We start from the raw sequence: 8161 nt of genomic DNA, 5'->3' as shown, positions 1-8161 counted from the left end.
AACGTCCGTCGTGGAGAGGGAAACAACCCAGACCGCCAGCTAAGGTCCCAAATTACAGCTAAGTGGGAAACGATGTGGGAAGGCTCAGACAGCTAGGATGTTGGCTTAGAAGCAGCCATCATTTAAAGAAAGCGTAATAGCTCACTAGTCGAGTCGGCCTGCGCGGAAGATGTAACGGGGCTAAGCTGTAAACCGAAGCTGCGGCAATGCGATTTATCGTATTGGGTAGGGGAGCGTTCTGTAAGCCGTTGAAGGTGTGTTGTAAAGCATGCTGGAGGTATCAGAAGTGCGAATGCTGACATGAGTAACGACAAGGGGGGTGAAAAACCTCCCCGCCGGAAGACCAAGGGTTCCTGTCCAACGTTAATCGGGGCAGGGTAAGTCGACCCCTAAGGCGAGGCTGAAAAGCGTAGTCGATGGGAAACGGGTTAATATTCCCGTACTTCTTACAATTGCGATGGGGGGACGGAGAAGGCTAGGTGGGCCTGGCGACGGTTGTCCAGGTTCAAGTGCGTAGGCTTGAGAGTTAGGTAAATCCGGCTCTCTTTAAGGCTGAGACACGACGTCGAGCACCTACGGGTGTGAAGTCATTGATGCCATGCTTCCAGGAAAAGCCTCTAAGCTTCAGATTGTAAGGAATCGTACCCCAAACCGACACAGGTGGTCGGGTAGAGAATACCAAGGCGCTTGAGAGAACTCGGGTGAAGGAACTAGGCAAAATGGTACCGTAACTTCGGGAGAAGGTACGCTCTTGATGGTGAAGTCCCTCGCGGATGGAGCTGATGAGAGTCGCAGATACCAGGTGGCTGCAACTGTTTATTAAAAACACAGCACTGTGCAAAATCGTAAGATGACGTATACGGTGTGACGCCTGCCCGGTGCCGGAAGGTTAATTGATGGGGTTAGACTTCGGTCGAAGCTCTTGATCGAAGCCCCGGTAAACGGCGGCCGTAACTATAACGGTCCTAAGGTAGCGAAATTCCTTGTCGGGTAAGTTCCGACCTGCACGAATGGCGTAATGATGGCCACGCTGTCTCCACCCGAGACTCAGTGAAATTGAAATCGCTGTGAAGATGCAGTGTACCCGCGGCTAGACGGAAAGACCCCGTGAACCTTTACTACAGCTTGGCACTGAACATTGAACCTACATGTGTAGGATAGGTGGGAGGCTTTGAAGACGTGACGCCAGTTGCGTTGGAGCCGACCTTGAAATACCACCCTTGTATGTTTGATGTTCTAACTTAGACCCGTTATCCGGGTTGAGGACAGTGCCTGGTGGGTAGTTTGACTGGGGCGGTCTCCTCCCAAAGAGTAACGGAGGAGCACGAAGGTGGGCTAATCACGGTTGGACATCGTGAGGTTAGTGCAATGGCATAAGCCCGCTTAACTGCGAGAATGACGGTTCGAGCAGGTGCGAAAGCAGGTCATAGTGATCCGGTGGTTCTGAATGGAAGGGCCATCGCTCAACGGATAAAAGGTACTCCGGGGATAACAGGCTGATACCGCCCAAGAGTTCATATCGACGGCGGTGTTTGGCACCTCGATGTCGGCTCATCACATCCTGGGGCTGAAGTCGGTCCCAAGGGTATGGCTGTTCGCCATTTAAAGTGGTACGCGAGCTGGGTTTAGAACGTCGTGAGACAGTTCGGTCCCTATCTGCCGTGGGCGTTGGAAGATTGAAGGGGGCTGCTCCTAGTACGAGAGGACCGGAGTGGACGAACCTCTGGTGTTCGGGTTGTGTCGCCAGACGCATTGCCCGGTAGCTAAGTTCGGAATCGATAACCGCTGAAAGCATCTAAGCGGGAAGCGAGCCCTGAGATGAGTCTTCCCTGATACTTTAAGTATCCTAAAGGGTTGTTCGAGACTAGAACGTTGATAGGCAGGGTGTGTAAGCGTTGTGAGGCGTTGAGCTAACCTGTACTAATTGCCCGTGAGGCTTAACCATACAACACCCAAGGGGTTTTGTATTGGACTCAAAGCTAAGCGCATAAGAATGTGTTGTGAGAATAGAAAACAGCTTTCCGAATTTTAAGAATTTGCTTGGCGACCATAGCGTTTTGGACCCACCTGATTCCATTCCGAACTCAGAAGTGAAACGAAACAGCGTCGATGGTAGTGTGGGGTCTCCCCATGTGAGAGTAGAACATCGCCAGGCTTTAAATTTAGACTCTTGAGTCTAACCAGTGCGGAGCGGTAGTTCAGTTGGTTAGAATACCGGCCTGTCACGCCGGGGGTCGCGGGTTCGAGTCCCGTCCGCTCCGCCACTTATTTTGAAAACCCAGTCTTTGACTGGGTTTTTTGCTATCTGACGTTTAGAAAACGCATCAAATTGCCATCCTTTATCTCAGCACGATTGCTCATTCAGCTCCCCTTCCCCTTTTTACGTCATGTTTCTCTGGCTTGATGAGGTTACCTACACAGCATCGCGCCGCCTGCACTCCCGTCCTTTTATGAATTGCACATCATGATTAGATTCCACACCAATGATCCCGTTACTGATTGAACCCATTGCTGATGGTGCGCTATTGAGGCGGTTATAGGGCGTCTAGGGGCTTCATTGTTTGAGCAGTGTGACAAACCGATGAGATAGCATGTGATTTGAGGAAGTGCTCGATGAGGTATTGAGACGTTGAGATAGAAGAGCGGGGGAGTCGAGACAAAAAAGCCGATGCAAAGGCATCGGCTCAAAGAGAGGGAGTCGCTCAGAGGATTTGTTTCAGCACGCGGTCGGCTTTGACGCGGGTGATTTTACGAATCAAACGCTGACGCTGAATGGTTATCGAGGCGTTCTCAACGTTGATCATCCCTGCTTACCTATGTTCGTAACAACTGACATGCCTACTGATTAAAAGGATAAACTGGAGAAGGAAGAGGAAGGATGTGGCGGCAATAAAAAAGCAGCAACGAAGTTGCTGCTTTCACCATGGATGACGATGGTGCCTTTAAACGTTTTGTTCTTGCTGTTCTTTGGCTTGTTCTGCCTCGCTTTTCGCAACCTGCAGTTCGTGTTCCATTTCTTTTTCAGCTTGCTTCGCTTTCTCAATCATTGGGGTAATGGTTGACCCTTGAATCAAGATAGAGAATACCACCACGGAATAAGTCATCACCAGAATCAGCTCTTTCACGTCAATGAGCTTGTCTGGAATCACCATCATGCCAGATGGAATTGATAGTGCCATTGCGAGCGCCAAACCACCGCGCAAGCCACCCCATGTCAGGATCTTAATCGACCAAGGGTTGTATTTCCGGTAACGCTTAAAACCGATGTAAGACACGAACACACTCAGGTAACGCGCGCACAGAACCAGTGGAATCGAGATGGCCATCATGATCCAGTCTTCCTCGTGGAATTCAAATAGCAGCATCGACATACCGATCAGCAGGAACAGTACGCCGTTGAGGAACTCGTCGACCAATTCCCAGAAGTGATCCAAATGTTCTTCACTCTCTTTCGAGAAACCGATAAAGCGGGTCCAGTTACCAATCATGATGCCCGACACTACCATTGCTAGCGGGCCAGAGACGTGAATCACATCAGCAAACACATAACCTGCGGTTGGAATACCAATGGTCAGTAACAGTTCCATGGAGTGGTCGTCAGTGGCACTGATCAAGTAGTGGAAAATTAGACCCAATACGAAACCATACAGAATGCCGCCCATGGCTTCTTGTGCAAACAAACCAAACACACTGCCGACGGTTGGTGTTTCATGGCCGAATGCGATGGTAAAGATGGTCACGAAGATCACCAGACCAAAGCCGTCGTTAAACAGCGATTCGCCTTCGATTTGCGTGGAAATACGTTTTGGGGCGTTGAGTTTTTTGACGATGGCCAGAACAGCGATGGGGTCGGTTGGTGAAATCAGTGCGCCAAACAGCAGGCAGTAGACTAAATCAAATTGGATACCGATAAGCTGACAGAGGCCGTAGAGACCGAAACCAATGAAGAAGGTTGAGAAGAGCGTCGCACCCAGTGCTAAAACCGTAATTTCCCACTTTTGATCTTTCAGGTTCGGCAGTTTAATGCCCAGACCACCGGCGAATAGAAGGAATCCTAAAATACCTTTGAGGAGGAAGTTTTCGAAGTTGATGCTGGTGACTGTTTCAGTAGCAATTTGAGTCAGATGAAACCAGTTATTCTGACCGGCGATGAGGATAAGTAAGGAAAGCAACATGGACCCGGCAGTGATTGCAATCGTGGTTTGCATCTTACCTATCTTACTGTTTAAAAAGGCGATCATCATTGCCGCAGCAGATAGAAAGCACAGAGTATAGTAGACCGACATTTTCTTCTCGTTGTGTAACAAAATATGAACGAAATTGTCCTTCGATGCTGGGTAAATAGCAAACACTTTTTTATATACCCTTTTATCAATTCGCGGGTCAATGAATCGAGAAAATTAGCTATTTTAGACGTCTAGATTTCTATTCAATGTGTGATAGGATGGGAAAAAAGCAAAAGGAATGAGGCTGTATTGTGGGAACTAATGTAAGACACCAAATTGAATCGCAACTGCAACAGCGAATCTTGTTGATCGACGGTGGTATGGGCACCATGATCCAAGGATATAAGCTGGAAGAGCAGGATTATCGCGGTGAACGTTTTGCCGACTGGCACAGTGATCTGAAGGGAAATAATGACCTGTTGGTACTTACTCAGCCTCAGTTGATCAAAGAAATTCATACCGCTTACCTTGAAGCGGGCGCCGACATACTCGAAACCAACACCTTCAATGCCACCACCATTGCGATGGCTGACTACGACATGCAGTCGCTGAGTGCTGAGATCAATTTGGCAGCAGCGAAGCTCGCGCGTGAAGCGGCAGACGAATGGACGGCGAAAACGCCGCATAAACCTCGCTATGTGGCTGGCGTGCTTGGCCCAACCAACCGTACGTGTTCGATTTCACCGGATGTGAACGACCCCGGCTATCGAAATGTCACCTTTGATCAGTTGGTTGAAGCGTATTCGGAATCGACTCGCGCACTGATTAAGGGCGGCAGTGATCTGATCCTGATTGAAACCATCTTCGATACACTGAACGCCAAAGCGTGTGCGTTTGCGGTCGAGTCGGTATTTGAAGAGCTGGGCATTGAATTGCCCGTGATGATTTCAGGCACCATTACGGATGCCTCTGGTCGTACGTTGTCGGGTCAAACTACTGAAGCCTTCTACAACGCGCTGCGTCATGTGCGCCCAATTTCTTTTGGCTTGAACTGTGCTTTGGGTCCTGACGAACTACGTCAATACGTGGAAGAGTTATCACGTATTGCCGAATGTCATGTCTCTGCTCACCCCAACGCCGGCTTACCCAATGCCTTTGGTGAATACGACCTTTCGGCAGAGGAGATGGCCGAGCACATTGAAGAATGGGCCAAAACGGGTTTCCTCAATTTAGTGGGCGGCTGTTGTGGGACGACGCCGGAACACATTGCTGCAATGGCGAAAGCCGTGGAAGGTGTGACGCCTCGCGCGTTGCCAACGCTCAATGTGGAATGTCGTCTCTCGGGCCTTGAGCCGCTGAACATCGCCAGAGAAACGCTGTTTGTGAACGTGGGGGAACGTACCAACGTGACCGGTTCGGCACGTTTCAAGCGCCTGATTAAAGAAGAGCTGTATGACGAAGCGCTCGATGTCGCGCGTGAACAGGTCGAAAATGGCGCGCAGATCATCGACATCAACATGGATGAAGGCATGTTAGATGCCGAAGCTTGTATGGTGCGCTTTCTGAACCTCTGTGCGTCGGAGCCAGAGATTTCGAAAGTTCCGGTGATGGTCGACTCATCCAAGTGGGAAGTCATCGAAGCGGGCCTGAAATGCATTCAGGGTAAAGGTATCGTGAATTCCATCTCCCTCAAAGAGGGAAAAGAGAAATTCGTTCAACAGGCGAAACTCGTACGTCGCTACGGCGCCGCGGTGATTGTGATGGCGTTCGATGAAGTTGGCCAAGCCGATACTCGTGAACGTAAATTAGAAATCTGTCGCCGGGCTTACCATATTCTGGTTGATGAAGTGGGTTTTCCACCAGAGGACATCATTTTTGACCCGAACATCTTCGCGGTCGCGACCGGCATCGATGAACACAATAACTACGCACTCGACTTTATTAACGCGGTTGCGGACATCAAACGCGATTTGCCGCATGCCATGATCTCTGGCGGTGTCTCCAACGTGTCGTTCTCCTTCCGCGGCAACAACTATGTGCGTGAAGCGATCCACGCGGTGTTCCTGTATCACTGTTTCAAAAACGGCATGGACATGGGCATCGTGAATGCCGGCCAGCTGGAAATTTACGACAACGTGCCAGAGACGCTGCGGGAAGCGGTCGAAGATGTGATCCTCAACCGTCACAACGACGCGACCGAACGCCTACTGGAGATTGCTGATGCGTATCGCGAAAACGCGGTGGGCAAACAGGACGATGCGTCTGCGCTTGAATGGCGGACTTGGCCAGTTGCGAAACGTCTGGAACATGCGTTGGTCAAAGGGATTACCGAATTTATTGTTGAAGATACCGAAGAAGCACGCGTCAATGCGAGCAAGCCGCTGGAAGTGATTGAAGGCCCGCTGATGGACGGCATGAACGTGGTGGGCGATCTATTTGGCGAAGGCAAAATGTTCCTGCCACAGGTTGTGAAGTCGGCGCGCGTGATGAAGCAGGCGGTGGCGCACTTAGAACCGTATATCAATGCTGAAAAACAGTCGGGCTCAACCAACGGTAAGATTCTGCTTGCGACAGTGAAAGGCGATGTGCATGACATCGGTAAGAACATTGTCGGTGTAGTATTGCAGTGTAATAACTACGAAATCATTGACCTGGGTGTGATGGTGCCGTGTGAACAGATCCTTAAAGTGGCGCGTGAGAAAAACGTCGATATCATCGGTTTGTCTGGCCTGATTACACCATCGCTGGATGAAATGGTACACGTGGCCAAGGAGATGGAGCGCCAAGGGTTTGATTTGCCGCTGCTGATTGGCGGTGCGACGACCTCGAAAGCGCATACTGCAGTGAAGATTGAGCAGAACTATCATCAGCCTGTGGTGTATGTAAACAATGCGTCACGCGCGGTGGGGGTGTGTACCTCATTGCTGTCGAATGAGTTGCGTCCAGCCTTTATTGAAAAATTGGATTTGGACTACGAACGCACTCGTGATCAGCATGCGCGTAAAACGCCGAAGACGCGTCCGGTGACACTTGCGGAAGCTCGGGCAAATAAGGCGCCGATTGATTGGGACAGCTACACACCGCCAGTGCCTGCCAAACCTGGCGTCCATATGTTTGAACACTTTGAGCTATCTACATTGCGTCAGTACATCGACTGGACGCCATTTTTCATGACCTGGTCTCTGATGGGCAAATACCCGGCGATTTTGCAACATGAAGAAGTGGGCGAAGAGGCGCAGCGTCTGTTTAATGATGCCAACGAATTACTGGACAAGGTTGAACGAGAGGGGTTACTCAAAGCCAGCGGTATGTGCGCGTTGTTCCCAGCCGCGAGTGTCGGGGATGACATTGAAGTGTACCGCGATGAGTCGCGTACGGAAGTGGCGCACACGCTGTATAACCTACGCCAGCAAACCCACAAGCCCAAAGGAGCAAACTACTGCTTGTCGGATTACATCGCGCCGAAATCGAGTGGTAAAAAGGATTGGATTGGTGCATTTGCGGTCACGGGCGGGATTGGCGAACGTGAGTTGGCGGATCAATACAAAGCGCAGGGCGATGATTACAATGCGATCATGATTCAAGCGGTGGCGGATCGTTTGGCTGAAGCATTTGCGGAATACCTGCATGAAAAAGTGCGCAAAGAGATTTGGGGCTACGCGACGGATGAAAACCTGTCGAACGACGAACTGATTCGCGAAAAATATCAGGGGATTCGTCCGGCGCCCGGTTATCCCGCGTGTCCTGAGCATACTGAGAAAGGCACCCTGTGGGAGATGCTTAAGGTTGAAGAGACGATTGGCATGTCGCTGACCACCAGTTATGCGATGTGGCCGGGTGCATCAGTGTCGGGCTGGTATTTCTCGCATCCGGATTCACGCTACTTTGCCATTGCGCAGATTCAAGATGATCAGGTGCAAAGCTACGCTCAGCGCAAAGGGTGGGATCACCTTGAAGCTGAAAAATGGCTTGGGCCCAATATCAACGGCTAAGCA

General features: G+C 50.5%; 2 protein-coding genes, 1 tRNA gene and 2 rRNA genes. 4 read left to right on the top strand and 1 reads right to left on the bottom strand.

Annotated features, from left to right (window positions below):
- The 3 genes from VFA_RS01095 to VFA_RS01085 form a co-directional block, all read left to right on the top strand.
- Positions 1-1945, top strand: a 23S ribosomal RNA gene (locus VFA_RS01095); the annotation flags it as partial.
- Between the two features lie 94 nt (positions 1946-2039).
- A 5S ribosomal RNA gene (rrf, locus tag VFA_RS01090) occupies positions 2040-2155 on the top strand.
- A gap of 32 nt (positions 2156-2187) precedes the next feature.
- Positions 2188-2264: transfer RNA gene (locus VFA_RS01085), tRNA-Asp, on the top strand.
- Positions 2265-2942: 678 nt separating this feature from the next.
- On the opposite strand, the gene VFA_RS01080 is transcribed toward VFA_RS01085, so the two are convergent.
- Entirely contained in the window at positions 2943-4286 is a 1344-nt protein-coding gene (locus tag VFA_RS01080) for a cation:proton antiporter (RefSeq protein ID WP_038150628.1), read from the bottom strand.
- Positions 4287-4477: 191 nt separating this feature from the next.
- Between VFA_RS01080 and metH the strand changes: the two genes are divergently transcribed.
- Complete coding sequence (gene metH / locus VFA_RS01075) at positions 4478-8158, top strand: methionine synthase (RefSeq protein ID WP_038150626.1); 3681 nt, start codon at positions 4478-4480, stop codon at positions 8156-8158.
- Positions 8159-8161: the final 3 nt, after the last annotated feature.

The sequence above is a fragment of the Vibrio furnissii CIP 102972 genome (assembly GCF_000176175.1).
Lineage (GTDB): Bacteria > Pseudomonadota > Gammaproteobacteria > Enterobacterales > Vibrionaceae > Vibrio > Vibrio furnissii.
This window is presented reverse-complemented; position numbering and strand designations above follow the sequence as displayed.

Excerpts from the sequence above, each read along its gene's own strand:
- VFA_RS01080 (WP_038150628.1), bottom strand. The coding sequence starts at position 4,286 with ATGTCGGTCTACTATACTCTGTGCTTTCTATCTGCTGCGGCAATGATG.